16 protein-coding genes are annotated in these 16,267 nt (G+C 63.4%); 9 read left to right on the plus strand and 7 right to left on the minus strand.

Annotated features, from left to right (window positions below):
- Nucleotides 1–29 precede the first annotated feature (29 nt).
- A complete protein-coding gene (locus ACLJEU_RS16450; RefSeq protein WP_414660426.1) occupies nucleotides 30–1,514 on the plus strand; it encodes a sensor histidine kinase in 1,485 nt (494 codons plus the stop codon).
- 119 nt (nucleotides 1,515–1,633) lie between these two features.
- Here the strand turns inward: ACLJEU_RS16450 and ahcY are convergent, their stop codons facing one another.
- Together ahcY and metK are read right to left on the minus strand one after the other, a co-directional pair.
- The gene (ahcY, locus tag ACLJEU_RS16455) at nucleotides 1,634–3,061 is read right to left on the minus strand and encodes an adenosylhomocysteinase (RefSeq protein WP_414660425.1); all 1,428 of its coding nucleotides are present in this window, start codon (nucleotides 3,059–3,061) and stop codon (nucleotides 1,634–1,636) included.
- 52 nt (nucleotides 3,062–3,113) lie between these two features.
- Nucleotides 3,114–4,328, minus strand: a complete 1,215-nt coding sequence (gene metK, locus ACLJEU_RS16460; RefSeq protein WP_414660424.1) for a methionine adenosyltransferase — start codon at nucleotides 4,326–4,328, stop codon at nucleotides 3,114–3,116.
- A gap of 102 nt (nucleotides 4,329–4,430) precedes the next feature.
- On the opposite strand from metK, the gene ACLJEU_RS16465 reads away from it, so the two are divergent.
- From ACLJEU_RS16465 to ACLJEU_RS16485, 5 genes are read left to right on the plus strand one after another with little or no spacing between them, the layout of a single operon-like run.
- The gene (locus ACLJEU_RS16465) at nucleotides 4,431–5,666 is read left to right on the plus strand and encodes a hybrid sensor histidine kinase/response regulator (protein ID WP_414660423.1); all 1,236 of its coding nucleotides are present in this window, start codon (nucleotides 4,431–4,433) and stop codon (nucleotides 5,664–5,666) included.
- A complete protein-coding gene (locus ACLJEU_RS16470; protein ID WP_414660422.1) occupies nucleotides 5,663–6,049 on the plus strand; it encodes a response regulator transcription factor in 387 nt (128 codons plus the stop codon). The genes ACLJEU_RS16465 and ACLJEU_RS16470 overlap by 4 nt, the downstream gene beginning before the upstream one ends.
- A gap of 13 nt (nucleotides 6,050–6,062) precedes the next feature.
- The gene (locus tag ACLJEU_RS16475; RefSeq protein WP_414660421.1) at nucleotides 6,063–6,260 is read left to right on the plus strand and encodes a hypothetical protein; all 198 of its coding nucleotides are present in this window, start codon (nucleotides 6,063–6,065) and stop codon (nucleotides 6,258–6,260) included.
- Complete coding sequence (locus tag ACLJEU_RS16480) at nucleotides 6,241–7,947, plus strand: GspE/PulE family protein (protein WP_414660420.1); 1,707 nt, start codon at nucleotides 6,241–6,243, stop codon at nucleotides 7,945–7,947. The genes ACLJEU_RS16475 and ACLJEU_RS16480 overlap by 20 nt, the downstream gene beginning before the upstream one ends.
- A gap of 23 nt (nucleotides 7,948–7,970) precedes the next feature.
- Nucleotides 7,971–8,330, plus strand: coding sequence for an Hpt domain-containing protein (locus ACLJEU_RS16485; RefSeq protein WP_414660419.1), 360 nt, complete (start codon nucleotides 7,971–7,973; stop codon nucleotides 8,328–8,330).
- 117 nt (nucleotides 8,331–8,447) lie between these two features.
- Here ACLJEU_RS16485 and mdoH read toward each other — a convergent pair whose 3' ends face one another.
- Genes mdoH through ACLJEU_RS16510 form a run of 5 tightly spaced genes read right to left on the minus strand, consistent with a single transcriptional unit; the run spans nucleotide 8,448 to nucleotide 14,363 of the window.
- On the minus strand, nucleotides 8,448–10,595 hold the full coding sequence (mdoH, locus tag ACLJEU_RS16490; protein WP_414660418.1) for a glucans biosynthesis glucosyltransferase MdoH: 2,148 nt from the start codon (nucleotides 10,593–10,595) through the stop codon (nucleotides 8,448–8,450).
- 33 nt (nucleotides 10,596–10,628) lie between these two features.
- On the minus strand, nucleotides 10,629–11,252 hold the full coding sequence (locus tag ACLJEU_RS16495) for a hypothetical protein (protein ID WP_414660417.1): 624 nt from the start codon (nucleotides 11,250–11,252) through the stop codon (nucleotides 10,629–10,631).
- Nucleotides 11,249–12,802, minus strand: coding sequence for a glucan biosynthesis protein (locus tag ACLJEU_RS16500; RefSeq protein ID WP_414660416.1), 1,554 nt, complete (start codon nucleotides 12,800–12,802; stop codon nucleotides 11,249–11,251). Before ACLJEU_RS16500 ends, ACLJEU_RS16495 begins: the two co-directional genes overlap by 4 nt.
- Entirely contained in the window at nucleotides 12,799–13,761 is a 963-nt protein-coding gene (locus ACLJEU_RS16505) for a uracil-DNA glycosylase (RefSeq protein ID WP_414660415.1), read from the minus strand. The genes ACLJEU_RS16500 and ACLJEU_RS16505 overlap by 4 nt, the downstream gene beginning before the upstream one ends.
- A 5-nt stretch (nucleotides 13,762–13,766) precedes the next feature.
- Nucleotides 13,767–14,363, minus strand: a complete 597-nt coding sequence (locus ACLJEU_RS16510; protein ID WP_414660414.1) for a riboflavin synthase — start codon at nucleotides 14,361–14,363, stop codon at nucleotides 13,767–13,769.
- A 332-nt stretch (nucleotides 14,364–14,695) separates the two neighbouring features.
- Between ACLJEU_RS16510 and ACLJEU_RS16515 the strand changes: the two genes are divergently transcribed.
- From ACLJEU_RS16515 to ACLJEU_RS16525, 3 genes are all read left to right on the plus strand, one after another.
- Complete coding sequence (locus ACLJEU_RS16515; RefSeq protein WP_414660413.1) at nucleotides 14,696–15,310, plus strand: RNA polymerase sigma factor; 615 nt, start codon at nucleotides 14,696–14,698, stop codon at nucleotides 15,308–15,310.
- Nucleotides 15,307–15,750 (plus strand): hypothetical protein, encoded by a 444-nt coding sequence (locus ACLJEU_RS16520; protein ID WP_414660412.1) that lies wholly within the window; start codon nucleotides 15,307–15,309, stop codon nucleotides 15,748–15,750. Before ACLJEU_RS16515 ends, ACLJEU_RS16520 begins: the two co-directional genes overlap by 4 nt.
- Before the next feature lie 100 nt (nucleotides 15,751–15,850).
- Nucleotides 15,851–16,267, plus strand: a complete 417-nt coding sequence (locus ACLJEU_RS16525) for a hypothetical protein (protein ID WP_414660411.1) — start codon at nucleotides 15,851–15,853, stop codon at nucleotides 16,265–16,267.

The following is a 16,267-nucleotide window of genomic DNA, read 5'->3' on the forward strand; positions in this document are numbered from 1 at the left end:
CCCAATCCGAGCGGCAATTGTTGCGCCACATGGCCGAGAATTCGAAACGCAAGACGTTTTTCATCCTGTCACTCGCCTTCAGCCTCGTGGTGGCGCTGATCGCAGTGATCACGGACGACGAACTCCGCGAACACCTCGGCACGCGGTACTACGTTCTTGGTCTCGCGATGATCAGCAGCGTGCTGCTCGTCCTCGCGGGCTACGTCTGGGATCGAACCCTGATGCAGCGGTTGAAAACGCTGCGCACGACGGTGCCGGTCACGCCCGATGAGCCGGGCATGGAAGCGGACCACGATGAAATCATCGGCCTCGCGCGCAACATCGAGCGCATGGCGCAGGCGCTGCAGAAAACCGAGGCGAGTTACCGCGGCATCGTCGAGGATCAAGTCGACTTGATCTGCCGCTACCGGCTCGACGGCAAACTGACCTTCGTGAACAGCGCGTATGCGCAGGCGTTCGGACGGAAGCGTACCGAACTCGTCGGCCAGCCCTTCCCGCTTTTCACGCCGGACGGCGCCATCGCCGACGAGCCGTACACGTTCGAGCGCGAGATTGATCTGCCGGATGGCCGCCGCAGCTGGCTGATGTGGACGCAGCGTCCGATCAAGGACGACTCGGGCAACACGCTCGAGTTTCAAGCCGTCGGCCACGACATCACGCTGCGCAAGGAAGCGGAGGCGGCGCTGCTCCATGCGAAGGAAACCGCCGAAGCCGCGGACCGCGCGAAGAGCGAATTTCTCGCCATTGTGAGTCACGAGATCCGCACGCCGATCAATGGCGTGATTGGCTTCGCACAGATTCTCGCGGATTCGCCGCTCTCCCCCGAGCAGCGCGAACACGTGGGCATCATCAAGTCGAGCGGTGAGTCGCTTGAGAAACTGATCGGCGACATCCTCGACCTCTCGAAGATCGAGGCCAACAAGATCGAAATCGAGTCCGCTCCCTTCGCCCTGCACAAGTGCGTCGAGGACGTCATCGCCTTCTTCCAGCCGCGGGCCCGCGCCGCCGCGTTGATCGTCAATGCCAACATCGATCCGGACGTGCCGGTGATCGTGAACAGCGACGAATCGCGACTCCGCCAGATTCTGACGAATCTCATCGGCAACGCGCTCAAGTTCACCGAGCGCGGCCGGATCACGGTGCACGTCTCTTGCATGCGTGGTGAACCGATCAGCCTCAGCGATTCGCGCCGCTCGCTCCGCCTTTTCTTTGCCGTGTCGGACACGGGCGTGGGCATCGCGCCGGACAAGATCGCGAAGCTCTTCAAGCCCTTCAGCCAGGTGGACAATTCCGCCGAGCGCCGCCGCAGCGGCACCGGCCTCGGCCTGATCATTTCGAAGCGCCTGTGCGAGCTGATGGGCGGCACCATTTCCGTCGACAGCAAGCCCGGCGAAGGCACGACCTTCCGGTTCTCCCTGCTCAGCGACTACGAGAAGGGCGACACGACGATTCCCTTCCCGGTCCGTTACGGCCAGCCGCACGTCCAAATCCAGAGTCAGAGTCAGGCAGTCTGACACAGTCGGGCGGGCACTCTGCGCTGGGCACCAGCGTCTCCCGCGTGGCCTCGTGCGACGGCGGGCACAAAAAAGCGCGAGCCTGGATGGCTCGCGCTTTGCAAAGGGAATGAGGTCGATCAGTACCGGTAGTGCTCGGGCTTGTACGGGCCCTCGACCGGCACGCCGAGATATTCGGCCTGCGCCTTGGAGAGCTTGGTGAGCTTGGCCCCGATCTTCTCGAGGTGCAGCCGCGCCACTTCCTCGTCGAGGTGCTTCGGCAGGCGATACACGCCGACTGCGTACGTGTCCTTGTTCTTCCACAGATCGATCTGCGCCAGCGTCTGGTTGGTGAAGCTGTTCGACATGACGAACGACGGATGGCCTGTCGCGCAGCCGAGATTCACCAGGCGTCCCTCTGCGAGGAGATAGATGCTGTTCCCCTTCGGGAAGGTGTAGAGATCGTACTGCGGCTTGATGTTGATGCGCTTGGCATCGGAGGTGTTGAGCAGGTCAACCTGGATCTCGTTGTCGAAGTGGCCGATGTTGCAGACGATCGCCTGGTCCTTCATCTGGCGCATGTGCTCCAGGGTGATGATGTCCTTGTTGCCGGTCGTCGTGACATAGATGTCCGCGGTGCCCAGCGTGGACTCGATCGTGTTGACCTCGAAGCCCTCCATCGCGGCCTGCAGCGCGTTGATGGGATCGATTTCGGTGACAACGACGCGGGCACCGAAGCCCTTGAGCGAATGCGCGGAGCCCTTGCCCACGTCGCCATAGCCGCACACGCACGCCACCTTGCCGGCGATCATGACATCCGTCGCGCGCTTCAGACCGTCGGCGAGGGACTCGCGGCAGCCGTAGAGATTGTCGAACTTCGATTTTGTGACGGAGTCGTTCACGTTGATCGCCGGGACGCGCAGCTTGCCCTTCTCGAGCATCTGGTAGAGGCGGTGCACGCCGGTCGTGGTCTCCTCGGAAACGCCACGCCATTCCTTCGCAATCGTCGTCCAGCGGAGCGGATCCTCCTTATGGACGCGCTTGAGCAGGTTCTTGATCACCTGTTCCTCGTGCGAGCCCGACGGTGAATTCACCCAATCGCTGCCCTCTTCCAATTCGCAGCCCTTGTGGATCAGCAGCGTGACGTCACCGCCGTCGTCGACGACCAACTGCGGGCCCTTGCCGCCCGGAAAGCAGACCGCCTTGAGCGTCAGATCCCAGTACTCCTCGAGCGTCTCGCCCTTCCAGGCAAAGACCGGCGTGCCAGCCTTGGCGATCGCGGCGGCCGCGTGATCCTGCGTGGAGAAGATGTTGCACGAAGCCCAGCGCACGTTGGCACCGAGCTCCTTCAACGTCTCGATCAGGACCGCGGTCTGGATCGTCATGTGCAGGGAGCCCGTGATGCGCACGCCGGCGAGCGGCTTTTGCGTCCCGAACTTCCGGCGCACCGACATCAGGCCCGGCATCTCATGCTCGGCGATGGAGATTTCCTTGCGGCCCCATTCGGCGAGGCTGAGATCCTTGACGTGGAAATCCTGGGCTTGGGCGGCGGACGTGGTGGAAGACATGAGAATGAGTGACGTTGTAGTTGAGTTTCTGTGACGAGCCGGGCGTCCGGGCTTACTTCAGGACCGCCTTGAGCGCGGCGACCTTGTTGGTCTGCTCCCAGGGGAGGCCGTTCTTGCCGAAGTGGCCGTAGTTCGTCGTCTGGCGATAAATGGGGCGCAGCAGATTCAGCTGCGAAACGATGTCGGCGGGCTTGAAGCTGAAAACGGTGTTGACCGCCTCCGTGATCTTCTCGTCCGAGAGGCCGAGGAGCGCGGTGCCGAAGGTCTCGACGCGCACCGACACCGGCTGCGGGTGACCAATGGCGTAGGCGAACTGAATCTCGACGTGCGTGGCGAGGCCGGCCGCAACGATGTTCTTGGCGACCCAGCGGCCCATGTAGGCGGCCGAACGATCCACCTTCGACGGATCCTTGCCCGAGAAGGCGCCGCCGCCGTGGCGGCCCCAGCCACCGTACGTATCGACAATGATCTTACGGCCCGTCAGGCCGGAATCGCCCTGCGGTCCGCCGATCACGAAACGACCGGTCGGATTGATCAGGTACTCGGTGTTCTTGTTCAGCATCTTCGCCGGAATCACCTTCTTCACGACGTTTTCGATCAGGTACTTTTCGATCGTAGCGTGCTCCACGCTCGCGGTGTGCTGCGTCGAGATGACGACGTTCACCACCTCGACCGGCTTGTCGTCCTCATAGCGGACCGACACCTGGGACTTGGCGTCCGGGCGCAGCCACGGAACCTTGCCCGACTTGCGAATCTTCGTGAGTTCACGACCGAGCCGGTGCGCAAACATGATGGGAGTGGGCATCAACTCCGGCGTCTCGGTGCAGGCATAACCGAACATGATGCCCTGGTCACCCGCGCCCTGCTCCGCGGTCTTCTTGCCCTTGGCCTTCTTCGCATCGACGCCCTGCGCGATGTCGGCGGACTGCGCCGTAAGGTAGTTGTTGATGAAAACCGTGTCGGCGTGAAACACGTCGTCGTCGTTCGTGTAGCCGATGTCGCGAATCGCATCGCGGATCACCTTGCCGATGTTGATCGCCTCCTCGAGCGCCCGGGTCTTGCCGGTGCGTTTGTCCTGCAGCTTCGGAATCGTGATTTCGCCGCCGACGACCACGACGTTCGATTTCACAAACGTTTCGCAAGCCACGCGGCTGGTTTTGTCGATCGTCAGGCAGGCGTCCAAAACGCTGTCCGAAATCAAATCGGCGACCTTGTCGGGGTGACCTTCACCCACGGATTCAGAAGAAAAAACAAATGATTTGGCCATGTGGAGGATGAGAAAGGCCGAGAAAACCAGCGGGCCGCCCGCATGGGCAAGCCCAAACATCAACATATGCCGATTCTGTGATGCGTAATATCTGCAGCGATTATGCAACGACTACGCTCACACCCATCCAACTTACCTGCTGCAAACTTCCGATTGCGCTCGGTGCATCGGGCCCCAACATCCGAGTTGATGGAAATTCCGCCGACCTCCGCGCAACTTCTGCTTCCGGGCCGAAAAGTCCTCGTGGTCGATGACGACCGCCTGAACATCCGGATCTTGGGCGGGATCTTGAAGGGTGAAGGTTACGTGTTGTCGGAGGCGAATTCGGGTGAGCGCGCAATTGAAGTGTATGCCCAGTTTCAGCCGGATCTCGTGCTGCTGGATGTGATGATGCCGGGCATCAACGGTTTTGAAACCTGCCGGCGGCTCAAGGCCGAGTATGGCGACAAGTGCGCGCCGTTGATCTTCATCACGGCGAAGAGCGAAGCGAGCGATGTGGTGGAGGGACTCGAGGCCGGCGGCGTCGACTACCTGCCAAAGCCATTCAAGCCCAAGGAGGTGCTCGCGCGGATCCGTTCGCACATGCAGAACAAGATCCTCACCGAGCAGCGGAAGATGCTCGTCGAGCAATTGAAGAAGGCGGATCACGCCAAGAACCGTTTCCTCGGCATGGCCGCGCACGACCTGCGCAATCCCCTCGCGTCGATCCGGGGCATCGCCGAGTTTCTTCGCGACGGCAGTGTCGGTCCGCTCACGCCGGATCAGCTCGATTTGATTGAGACCATCCACGGGGCGAGCCAGTCGATGCTGGACATGGTTAACGAGCTCTTGGACGTCGCCACCATCGAGGCGGGTGAGCTCAAGCTCTTGATTGACCGCCACAACCTCGGCGACCTGATCGCCAAGTCCGTGGCGATGACCAACCGCGAGGCCGCGAAAAAGAAAACGCTCGTCACCTTCGATCCACCCGCCGAGCCTGTATTCGTGCCCATTGATTCGGCCAAGATGAAACAGGTCATCGACAACCTGTTGAGCAACGCGGTGAAATACTCCCCGCCGGGCTCCACCATCCGCGTCACGGCGGAGCACAAGGCCTCGTTGGGCGCCGCCAGCTTTTCGGTCCGCGATCAGGGCCCGGGCATCCCGGACGACGAGCGCGACAAACTCTTCAAGGACTTCGGTCGTCTCTCGGTCAAACCCACCGGCGGGGAAAAAAGCGTCGGCTTGGGACTCGCGATCTGCCGCAAGATCGTCGAGGCGCATCAAGGCATGATTGTCACCGAGAACCTGGCTCAAGGCGGCTGTGAATTTCGCGTTACCCTTCCCGACCAACGATGACTTTTACCGGCAAGATTCTCCTCGTCGATGACGAGGTTCACATCCGCAAATTTGTTTCACTCATCCTGAAACAACTGGGGCGGCCCGTCATTATCGAAGCCAGCAACGGCGAGGACGCCCTGGTCATCTATCAGGCCGAGAAGCCCGATTTCGTGCTGCTGGATGTAAACATGCCGCGAATGGACGGCATCGAGACGTTGCGCAAACTGAAGGAACTGGATTCGGGTTGCCGCGTTATCATGCTCACCTCCCTGGCCAACCGCGAGACCGTCGAGCGCGCCCTTGAGCTGGGCGCTCTGAATTACATCCGCAAAGACACCCCCAAGGAAGAAATCGCGCAGTCGCTCGCCGAGTGCATCAAGCCAACCTCTGACACCGTTTAAGCCCACGTCCCCGATGTCTGTCCCTTCCGAGTCCCCTGCACCCGGCCCCGTCCGGCTTGTGCTCACCGAGGTAAAATATTCGCTGCCGGAAATGCTGGAGGAGCTGAAGACCGAGCGTGCGTCCAGCACGTTTGCGATGGAGAAGCTCGACCAGAAGGAAATCGCGAAACTGTTCAAATCGAAGGCAACCCGTGCAAAATCCAAAAAGTAACCCGTTTCTGGAACGGGTTCTCGCGCTGCCCAACTTCGATTATTCCCAGGAGGTCACCGCCCTCGCCGCCCGTCATGGCGAGTCGCTCCAGCTCCTGCAGGCCATCATCGACGAAAAATACGTCTCCAAGGACGACGCCTGCCGGTTCTGGGCCGACGCCCTCGGCGTGGCCTACGTCGATCCGTTCGCCTCGCTGATCACGGAGGAGGCGATTGAAAAAATTCCCGGCGAGGTCGCGAAGAAGGTAAAGGCCATCGGCCTCTACGTGCTGAACAACGTCCTCACGGTGGCCATGAGCGCCCCGACGGATCCCGAGTTGATTCGCCGCCTGGGCCAGATCGCGCAGACGCCCGTCAGCGCGGTGTTCGCCCTGCCGCGCGAGATCGAGGACGCCATCGCCGTGCAGTACTGCACCGAAAAAGGACTCGAGGAGAGTCTCGGTGAACTGGAACGTTCCAGCCTTTTTGACCGGCCGGAGATTGCCGGCGAAAAACTCGCCGCGCTCGCGGAGAACAACGCGCTCATCCAGATCCTCGATGAGATCATTTACTTCGCGATGCGCGAGCGCGCGACCGACATTCACATCGAGGCGCAGGAAACCCATTGCCGCATCCGCTACCGCATCGACGGCAATCTGCGGGAAATCCTCACCTACTCGCGCAAGCTGCACCGGGCGCTGCTCTCGCGCGTCAAGATTCTCTGCAATCTGAACATCGCGGAATCGCGTTTCCCGCAGGACGGCCGCTTCTCGATGGCGGTCGGCAGCCAGACCGCCAACTTCCGCGTGTCCACGATTCCCTCGGCCTACGGAGAAAAAGCGGTCATCCGCATTCTCGCCATGGCGGGCAAGAAGACGATGCTCACCCTGGACAAGATGATGGTTTCGCAAACCATCCTGCAGCCCTTCCGCCGCCTGATCCAGAATCCCAGCGGCATCATCTTCGTCACGGGCCCGACGGGCTCCGGCAAGACGACGACGCTTTACGCGGCACTGCATGAGATCAACACGCCGGACACGAACATCAGCACGATTGAGGACCCGATCGAAATCCAGCTCCCTGGCGTCACGCAGAGCCAGGTAAACGCCAACATCGATCTCAAGTTCCCCACCATTCTCCGCGCCTTGATGCGGCAGGATCCGGATGTCATCCTCATCGGTGAAATCCGCGATCTCGAGACCGCGAAGATCGCGACCGAGGCCGCGCTCACGGGTCACATCGTCTTTGCCACCCTCCATACCACGACCGCGCCCCAGGCAATCATCCGCCTGATCGAGATCGGCGTGGCCGGTTACATGGTCGCACCGTCGGTGATCGGCGTGCTCGCCCAGCGCCTGGCCGCCCGCATCTGCGAGGCGTGCAAGGAAGCCTACTATCCGTCGATGGATGAGCTCAAAAAGTACTTCAAGGACGAGGGCCTGACCGAAGTCCCGTTCTTCCGCGGTCGCGGCTGTGCGGCGTGCCGGCATACTGGATACAAGGGCCGCGTCGCGTTTCACGAGCTGGTGCTCATCACCGACGAGGTTCGGGCGCTGATCAGCGAGGGCAAGAGCGTGCAGGATATCGCGCGGGCCGCCGCCAAGGTCGGCTACAAACCGCTGCGCTACGACGGCCTGAAGAAAGTGCTGCTCGGCCTCACCACCATCGACGAAATCGAGCAGAACACCGCCTTCGAGTGGGCCACCTGACCCCTACTCGATCACCTTCTCCCATGGCTGATGCTTCAATCATCGATCCGCAGTCGATTGAAAATCTCCGGTCATTGAACCCGGGCGATGACGATGAGTTCCTGCGCGAAATCGCCGGAATATTTCTGGACGACACTCCGCAGCGCATCGCCGAACTCGATCAAAGCCTCGCCGCCGGCGATGTCACCCGCTTCACCCGCGCCGCCCACAGCATCAAGGGCAGTTCCTCCAATCTCGGCGCGGTCGCGCTGCGATCCGCCGCGGAGAAACTCGAGCTGCAGGCCCGCACCGACGGCCTGACCGGCATCACCGAACTGGTGGCGGCGGTGAAGTCCGAGTTCGAACGCGCCCGGGCGGAATTGCAGGCGCTCATCGCCCGCTGAGGCGGCTGTATCCGGCGGTTGGTCAGCCCGCGCTCGGCAGGCGAACTCCCGCGCATCACGCGAACGGACGCGAATCTCTGCGGCCAAAACGACGTCCGGCACCGCGTCCGGCTTTGCTCAGCGATAAAGCGCCGTCGTCGGCGCGGCCGTCAGGACGTTGTACTGGCGCATCGCCAGCCGCCACCACTCCGCGAGATCCTCCGCCGGACAACTCCACAGGTCGCGATGCAGCGCGATCATCGACTCGGCGTCCATCATCAGCGCCATCTTTTCCTTCAGCGTGAACTTCGCGGGGCCGTCGCGCAGCAACCGCTCCCGCAACTGGAGGAACCACTCCCGCGACTCCTCCGTCGGCTTCCGTTGCCGCAGCAGCGCGACGTGCAGGGCGTTCACATACGGATCCAGCACCGCCTGCATCAGGCCGTAGTCTGCACGCAACGGCTCAATCGGCGGCAGGTGGCGATAGCACTCCGACAAGTTCTGCTGCAGCCGCTTCAACTCATAGGGCGGCGCCGTTTCCTCCGGCGTCAGAAAAAGCCCGAGCGAACGCGTGGCGCGTCCGAGACTGACCTTGCTGAGGAGAATCGAAATGGGAATCGACGCCATCAGCGGCACGACCACGGGACTGAGCCACGCATAGAACAACGGTGAAATGATGTAGGAACACGTGGCCCACACGAGGCCGAAGGCCGTCTGCCCGCCATGCGTGATGATGCCTTCCCGCCAGTCCGTGCCGTCACCCGCGGTGTTCCGCCGTTGCGTCACCCACGACACGCCCTGGCCGAGCAGCGTGAACATGACGAACTTCGAGTTGAACATCATGTTGATCGGCGCCAGCAGCATCGAAATCAGCGTCTCGAGCAGCGCGCTCGCCAGCAGCCGGCCCTGGCCGCCGAAGCGCGCCGCCTCCTCCGGCCGGCCGATCGTGACAATCACGCTCACGACCTTCGGTAGAAACAGCAGCACCATCGTGAAGACAAACAACGCGAGGGCCGTCGGTCCCGCGCCCGGCTGGCCGAGGTGATACACGCCCAGTTCCGCTGGGCCCGTCGCTGCGATCGGTGACGTCACCTGCGCAAACACGTGGATCGTGCAGAGCATCATGAACAGCAGCCAGAGTGGCGACGACGCGTAGCCCATCACGCCCATGAGCAGATGAAAGCGGTTCGCCGTGCGGAAGCCGCGGGCGGTGAGCAGCCAGGCATGCTGCATGTTGCCCTGACACCAGCGGCGATCGCGCTTGGCGGAATCAATCAAGGTCGGCGGGCCTTCCTCATAGGTGCCGTCGATGTCGCCCGCGAGCCACACGCTCCAGCCTGCCTTGCGCATCAACGCCGCCTCGACGAAGTCGTGCGACAGGATGCGCCCCCCGAACGGTTCGCTGCCGGGCAAATCAGGCAGCGCACAGTGATCAATGAAGGGCTGCACGCGAATCACGGCATTGTGGCCCCAATAGTTGCCCTCGTGCTGCTGCCAGTAGTTGAGCCCGGCCAGGAACAGCGGGCTGTACAGTCGGCTCGCGAACGACTGCACGCGCGCGAACAGCGTCTCCCCGTTCACGATGCGAGGCGCGGTCTGGATGATGCCGACCTGCTGGTTCCGCTCCATCATGGCCACGAGCTGCACGAGCGCGCGGCCCGTCATGATCGAATCGGCGTCGAGCACGATCATGTAACGATAGCGCCGGCCCCAACGGCGCAGGAAGTCCGCCACGTTGCCGGCCTTCTTGTTGATCGAGTGCCGCCGCTTCCGATAAAAAATCTTCCCGAAACCTCCGACCTGTTTGCAGAGCTCGAGCCACGCGACCTCCTCCTGAATCCACTGGTTCGGCTGGTTCGAGTCGCTGAGCACGAAGAAATCGAAGTGTTCGAGCCGCTTCGTTTCCTGCACGGAGCGGTATACGACGCGCAGGCCCTCGAACACGCGGCTGACGTCCTCGTTGAACACGGGCATCACGATCGCGGTCGAGGCCAGCTGGAGTTCCTCGTCGGCAGGCAGCGTGTTGATGATGCGCGAACTGTCGCCACCGCGGTTGATCACATAGAGACCGACCAGCGCCGTGCAGAAGCCCGCGGCGATGTGCGCAAACAGAATCACGAACAGGCCGAGCAGCGCGACCTCCACGCCGCTGAGTCCGCCGCGCCACAGCAGGTCGGCCATGAACCAGGTGGCGATGCTGGTGAGCGCGAAGATCGTCGAGAAAAACAGGAATCGCCTCCGGCCGAGCCGGCGCGCACTCATGTTGTCGGTGAGATAAAGTCGCATCGTTACGGGATCAGGTCGAACGGCCTGGCGTACTCACCGGGTGACATAAAAGATCGCCGCGAGCGCGCTCGCGAAGACGAGCCACAGGAACAGCGTGCGCAGGATCGGCCAGCGCTCCATGCGTTCCATCGTCTCTCCCGCGGCCTCGGGAATCGGACCGAGGTCGATCGGCCGCGGCACCATGCTGGAGATCGCCATGTCCGGCCCCGCGCGGATAACCCCGGCGCGCATCGCCTGCTCGAACTCGGCCGGTATGCGCCCCGTATCCAGGAACGCATACGGCCACCGCCGCGGTCCGTCGGACAGCAGCAGTGCCAGCCGGCCGTCGACCGCGATGCGCTCGTGCGGCTGGCCGCGTTCGTCCAGCATGTCGGCGAACCATTGATCCATGAGCGCCTCCGTCTCCTCCGCGGCAAACACCGTCGGCGTGATCGAGGGACGCGCCTCATGCCGCTGCGCCGCGCGCTCGAGAATCTGTTCGATCAGCCGGCTTTGATGCAGCCGGTTGTGGATCCGGTGGGCGCGCAGGTAGTCCTCCACGCGCACATACGCGGCGTTCCAATCCTCCATCGTGCCCGTGCGTGGACGAAACCGCGACAGCGCGCCTGCGGCCGGGAAGCGTTCGATCTCGTGCGTGTCGAGGGGAAGTTCGCTCATGGCTGCCACAGATACGACCACGTCTCGGTGAGACTGGCGCCCGCGCGGCGGAGGAAGCAGCGCAGCTCGATCGGCCGGCCGCTGCCGTCCGGCTTCACCGTGAACGCCACGCGCCACGTGCCGTTGATCGCGTTCTTCTGCAGCGACGAGTGATGCAACACGCCGCCGGCTCCGACCGTGACACTGTGCTCGATTGCAGCATCTCCCTTGAGCGCCTGCAGCTGCTGGCCGTCGAAATCGATCACGAAGCGTTCGAAGCCGGGCTCGTAGACGGCCGACCGCCCGTGCCGGGTCGACCGGGCGAATCCCGCCGGAGGTCCCATGTCGTCGAGAAACCAATGCAGCCGGTACTCCAGCTCGATCGGCTCGCCGGGCGGGGGCAGCTTTTCCGGCACCCAGAAAGCCACGACGTTGTCGTCGATTTCCTTGTCGGTGGGAATCTCCACCAGCCGCACGCTGCCGCGGCCCCAGTTTCCCACCGGCTCGACCCACGCGCTCGGTCGCGAGTGATACGACGCCTCGAGGTCCTGATAGTTTTCAAAGTTCCGATCGCGCTGCAGCAGCGCGAACGCGCGCGGATTCTCATCGGAGAACGCCGAGACGCGCAGGTGGCGCGGATTGACCAGCGGACGCCAGATCCACTCGCCGCTACCCGTGTGCAGCAGCAGGCCGTCGGAATCGTGCACTTCGGGACGGAAGTCCCGCGCGACGTCGGAGTTTTCGCCGTGCCAGAACATGGACGTCAGCGGCGCGAGGCCGAACACCTTGGGATTCTTCCGGCAATAGATCACGGCCTTCACTTGCACGACCAGGTGCGCCTCCGGGCTTACCGTGAACTGATAGGCACCGGTCGCGCTCTCGCTTTCGAGCAGCGCGTAGACCCGCATCTGCCGGGCATTCGTTCCGCCCTGATCGAGCCAGAAGTTCGTGAAGAAGGGAAACTCCTCGGGCGTCGGTTCCGCGGTGTTGAGCGCGAGTCCGCGCGCCGACAGGCCGTACGCCGCGCCCCGACTCAGGAAGCGAAAGTAACTCGCGCCGGCAAACGATCCGATTTCCTTGTGGCCGGTGCCGGGGCCGTCGAATGGAAACATCAGACGGAAGCCGGCGAATCCCATCGTCTCGGGCACCGCGCCGGTCTTGGCGGTGCGATAATTGAAAAACTCCCGCCGGAACGGCACCGGCTCCGCCACCCCGCCCCGCACCTCGAACAGGTGCACAGTCTTGTCGAAAAGAAATCCGGGGTGAAGAAACTGCACTTGAAACGGCAGCTTCTCGCGAAAGCCCAGCGAGTGCCGGCCATCGAACTCGATGAGCCGGAGGTCGTCATAGCTCAACTGGCGCAACCACTCTGGCACCTGGCCCTGCGGCAGCACGCGCGGGCTCGACGCCAGCGCCTGGGCGCGGGCCCGGAGGACTTCAAAATCAAATTTCTCGCCGGCGGCGAGGGCCACCGCGTTCAGCGCGAAGGCGAGGAAAGTAATCAGCAGGCGATGGCGGCGCGTGGCGGGCTTTCCCTCCCGAATGACGCCGCCCAGATCGAGGGCGTTCATCGGTCCAGAAAAAAGGCCCGTTGCTTCTCCGAGATCGCCAGCGTCGCACGCTCCATGACCTTGAGCAGATCCTCCCAAATCATGCGCTTCGAACGGTTCGACTGATTGCGCAGGATGTAACTGGGATGGTACGTCACCATGAGCGGCTTGCCGGCAAACTCGTGCCAACGGCCGCGGATGTCGCCCAGCGCTTTGAACGATCCAAATCCGAGCAGGCCCTGCGCGGCCGTCGAGCCGAGCGCCACGAGCAACTCCGGATTCACCACGTCGATCTGCGCGCGCAGGTACGGCAGGCAGTAGGTCATTTCCCGCTCCGTCGGCGGACGGTTGCCCACCTGCTCGCGGCCGTCGACGGTCGGCATTTGCGGACGCCAGTTCATGATGTTGCCGATGTACACATCCGAACGCTTTTGGCCCATGGCTTGAATCATCTTGGTCAGCAACTGACCCGCGGGACCGACAAATGGCTCCCCTTGAATTTCCTCCTCCGCCCCCGGGGCCTCGCCCACAAACATGATGCGCGCGTCCAGCGATCCGACGCCCAGCACGACCTTCTTCCCCGGACGCACGTTTTGACTGCACGTCGGATCGTTCATCACGAGCGCGTGCAACGCCGCCCAGCGTGTCGCCTTGTCGCCCGCGGGCAACGTCACCACCGGCGCATCCGGCAGGCGCGGCGCCGCCTCATCGGGTGCCGCCGGCTTCGCCGCAAACGACCGCGCGGCCGGCGGCTCGTAGGGCTTCGGCGCTGCTGCTGCCTTCACCGGTGCGGCTGCGGGCACCGCGGCCGCGTCCGCCGTCGGAGCCGTCGCCCGCGGGACGGACGGAGCGCGTTGCGCCCGCTCGGCCACCACGCGCCGTAGGGCTGTGATACTCTCCTCCGAGACCGAAACGGTCTTCACGCCGGCGGTCTTGAGCCGGCGGAGCTCATCGGTCAGGGCCTGGAGCGCATGGTGCATGAAGCTCAGGGCGTGCGGGTGAGCAGCAGTTTTTCCACATGCTTGCCCAGCAGATCGAACTCCAGATTCACCGAATCCCCGACGCGTTTCTCGCGCAGATTGGTCACGGTCAGCGTGTGCGGAATGATCCACACCGCGAAGGCCTGGTCCGTCACCTCGGCAATCGTCAGCGAGATGCCATCGATCGCGATGCTGCCTTTGTGCACGACATAACGCGTGAAGGCCGGGCCAACGCCGATGCGCAGGTAGAAGTCTTTCCCCCGCGGTTCGAACACCTCGACGGTGCCGAGCGTGTCGATGTGGCCCGTGACAAAATGCCCCCCCACCTTCCCGCCGAAGCGCAGGCTGCGTTCGAGATTCACGAGGGCGTCGGGCCGCAGGCGGGCGAAATTGGTCAGTCGCCGCGTCTCCTCGAGCACGTCGAAGCGAAACGAGGTCGCATCGAAGGCCGTGACCGTGAGGCAGCAGCCGTTCACGGCAATGCTGTCACCCGGCGAAAGATCGACGAGCGCCGCCCGCGCCGCAATCGCCAGGCTCCACGCCTCGCTTCGCGGCTCGAACGCCAACACCCGACCCGTTTCCTCGACGATGCCTGTAAACATGGGACGCCCTGAGCAAACCGCGATTTCCCGCCCCGCCAAGCCGCAAACGAAACCTTCGGCCGGGCGTCCGTGATGGGGTCTCCCGCGAATCACGCGAAACACGCGAATCCGAAACTCGCACCGCAAGCCCCGGCGCAAGCTCGCGTGCTGCGCTGCCCGCTGGCTCGGCTGCAGCGATGGATTATTTTCGCGTCATTCGCGTGATTCGCGGGTAACGCCCCGGTTCTCGCCCCGGGGCGATCACGGCCGTGAATACGGTGTAGCACTTGCGCGTCGAACTCCGTTATGAAGGAGTTGTCTCGCAGTCCACCCACCGCCCTTTCCACCCACCTGTGTCCGACGCCGCTGAAATCACCCCCGAAGCCGAGCGCGAGCTCGTGCGGCGCGCGCAGACGGGCAGCGAGGAGGCGTTCGGCACTCTTATGCGGCAGCATTACGAGTCGGTGTTTCGCCACGTGAACGCCATGCTCCGCGACGAACACAGTGCCCGCGATGTGTGCCAGGAGATCTGGCTGACAGTGTGGAAGAACATCGCGACGTTCCGGGGCGACGCGAAATTCTCGACGTGGATTCATCCCATTGCGACGCGCCGGGCCATCGATCACCTCCGGGGACGCAAGCGCTGGTTCAGCCGGTTCATTCCGTTTCTCTCTGACGCGTCGTCCGGCGACGCCGATGAAGGCGGCGATCGCGTCGTGGCGGCGCCCGACGCCGTGGCGGCGAGCGATCCGCGCCAGGATCTCGAGCAACGCGAGCGCAACCTGCGCTTTGAACGTGCGATCGACTCGCTCCCGCCCAAGCATCGCGCCGTGCTCGCCCTGCGTGAAATCCAGGGGCTCTCGTACGACGAAATTGCCGAGAATCTGGGCGTGGCACGCGGCACCGTCATGTCACGCCTGTTCCACGCCCGCCGCCTGCTGGTGAAAAAATTAGACGATCAGCCATGAAAACCATCCACCTCGCCTTCGCCCTGCTGCTCGCGGTCCTCGCGTGCCCGCACCCGGTGACCGCCGCCGCCGGCGGTGCGTCCGTCCGCGCCATTCTGATTACGGCCACGAATCAAAAGCAGGAGGCTGACCCGAAGCTCGACGCGTTTGAAGCCGAACTGCAGCGCAACCTGCCGCTGAGCTCGTTCCGCTACGTGGCCGAGGGCTCGTCGGCCATCACCGCGGGCGGCCATGCCGCCATCACGCTCGGTCGAGGCCATCGCCTCGACCTGGAAGGCGACAAGGGTGGCGGCGGCATTCGCGTGAAAGTCCAATGGTTCAACGGCAAGTCGGTCGTCATGAACACCACGCTCACGCTCCAGCCCGGCGTCCCCGCCGTCCTTGGCCGCCGGCCCAGCGGTGATGGCGACACGCCCATCATCATCCTTATCGCGCGGTAACCCACCCGCCTGCCGTTGATTCCGTGCGCCGCTGGAAAAGTGAATATTCCTCCCGGCGGTCGCGTCTCAGGGTGCGAATCCCACAACCAAGGAAAACACCATGAAACGCATCACTCTCGCAGTTCTCGTCACGGCCGCCGCGCTCGGGGCCAGTTCCGCCCGGGCCGACACGCGGGTCAGCATTGGAGTGAATCTCGGCGTACCCGCCTACCGGCCTGCGCCTCCGACCGTCGTGTACGCACCCGCTCCGGTCGTCAATTATGCACCTCCGACCGTCGTGGTCGCTCCGTCCCGCAGTTACTGGAAGGATGTCGAAGTGAGGACTTGGGTCCCGGAGCGCTGGGTCGTCCGTCACAATCGCTGGGGCCGCCCGGAACGTTATTGCGAGCCCGGCTATTACGCCCTCCGCACCGAGCGGGTTTGGGTGGACGGGCGCGATGCCCGGTCCCCGTATCGTGACGGCCGTGGCGCCTACAGCTACGGCTATGACAACCACCGGGGTGGTTGGAACCGTTAA

This window comes from Terrisphaera buseokensis, assembly GCF_047521145.2.
Lineage (GTDB): Bacteria > Verrucomicrobiota > Verrucomicrobiia > Opitutales > Opitutaceae > ER46.

Excerpts from the sequence above, each read along its gene's own strand:
- ACLJEU_RS16450 (WP_414660426.1), top strand. The coding sequence starts at position 30 with ATGGCCGAGAATTCGAAACGCAAGACGTTTTTCATCCTGTCACTCGCC.
- ahcY (WP_414660425.1), bottom strand. The coding sequence starts at position 3,061 with ATGTCTTCCACCACGTCCGCCGCCCAAGCCCAGGATTTCCACGTCAAG.
- metK (WP_414660424.1), bottom strand. The coding sequence starts at position 4,328 with ATGGCCAAATCATTTGTTTTTTCTTCTGAATCCGTGGGTGAAGGTCAC.
- ACLJEU_RS16465 (WP_414660423.1), top strand. The coding sequence starts at position 4,431 with ATGCAACGACTACGCTCACACCCATCCAACTTACCTGCTGCAAACTTC.
- ACLJEU_RS16470 (WP_414660422.1), top strand. The coding sequence starts at position 5,663 with ATGACTTTTACCGGCAAGATTCTCCTCGTCGATGACGAGGTTCACATC.
- ACLJEU_RS16475 (WP_414660421.1), top strand. The coding sequence starts at position 6,063 with ATGTCTGTCCCTTCCGAGTCCCCTGCACCCGGCCCCGTCCGGCTTGTG.
- ACLJEU_RS16485 (WP_414660419.1), top strand. The coding sequence starts at position 7,971 with ATGGCTGATGCTTCAATCATCGATCCGCAGTCGATTGAAAATCTCCGG.
- mdoH (WP_414660418.1), bottom strand. The coding sequence starts at position 10,595 with ATGCGACTTTATCTCACCGACAACATGAGTGCGCGCCGGCTCGGCCGG.
- ACLJEU_RS16495 (WP_414660417.1), bottom strand. The coding sequence starts at position 11,252 with ATGAGCGAACTTCCCCTCGACACGCACGAGATCGAACGCTTCCCGGCC.
- ACLJEU_RS16500 (WP_414660416.1), bottom strand. The coding sequence starts at position 12,802 with ATGAACGCCCTCGATCTGGGCGGCGTCATTCGGGAGGGAAAGCCCGCC.
- ACLJEU_RS16505 (WP_414660415.1), bottom strand. The coding sequence starts at position 13,761 with ATGCACCATGCGCTCCAGGCCCTGACCGATGAGCTCCGCCGGCTCAAG.
- ACLJEU_RS16510 (WP_414660414.1), bottom strand. The coding sequence starts at position 14,363 with ATGTTTACAGGCATCGTCGAGGAAACGGGTCGGGTGTTGGCGTTCGAG.
- ACLJEU_RS16520 (WP_414660412.1), top strand. The coding sequence starts at position 15,307 with ATGAAAACCATCCACCTCGCCTTCGCCCTGCTGCTCGCGGTCCTCGCG.
- ACLJEU_RS16525 (WP_414660411.1), top strand. The coding sequence starts at position 15,851 with ATGAAACGCATCACTCTCGCAGTTCTCGTCACGGCCGCCGCGCTCGGG.